Origin of the sequence: Allosalinactinospora lopnorensis, from assembly GCF_000981225.1 — a bacterium.
GTDB classification, from domain to species: Bacteria; Actinomycetota; Actinomycetes; order Streptosporangiales; family Streptosporangiaceae; genus Allosalinactinospora; species Allosalinactinospora lopnorensis.
The window spans coordinates 1-303 of the sequence record NZ_LAJC01000209.1 but is presented as its reverse complement, the minus strand read 5'-3'; the positions used below and the strand labels follow the sequence as shown (position 1 = coordinate 303).

Annotated in this window: 1 protein-coding gene; it reads right to left on the bottom strand. The window is 73.9% G+C overall.

All coding sequences use genetic code 11. From position 1 onward, the window contains the following. A partial coding sequence (locus VS93_RS29965; protein ID WP_046472562.1) for a CurL C-terminal domain-containing protein occupies positions 1 to 303 on the bottom strand: 303 nt, incomplete at both ends.

The window sequence follows — 303 nt, the reverse complement described above, 5'->3', positions numbered from 1 at the left end:
GGCCAGCGCACCCGCGGAGCGCGCGGCTCCCCGAACGACGCCCGCGCCTGGCTCTCCGTCGGCCAGCACGTCCAGACCGCGCAGCAGCTCCGCGCGGTCCTCGCCGACCGCCACCGCCCGATGCTCGAAGTGGGAACGCGTGGTCGCCAACGAGAACCCCACGTCCACCGGACGCAGGTCGGGACAGGTCTCCAGATGCGCCCGCAGCCGCGCGGCCTGATCCTGCAGCGCTCGCTCGGTTCCTCCGGACAGGACCCACGGAACGACGGGGAGGCCCGGGTCGGCGCTGTTCTCCTCCACTGT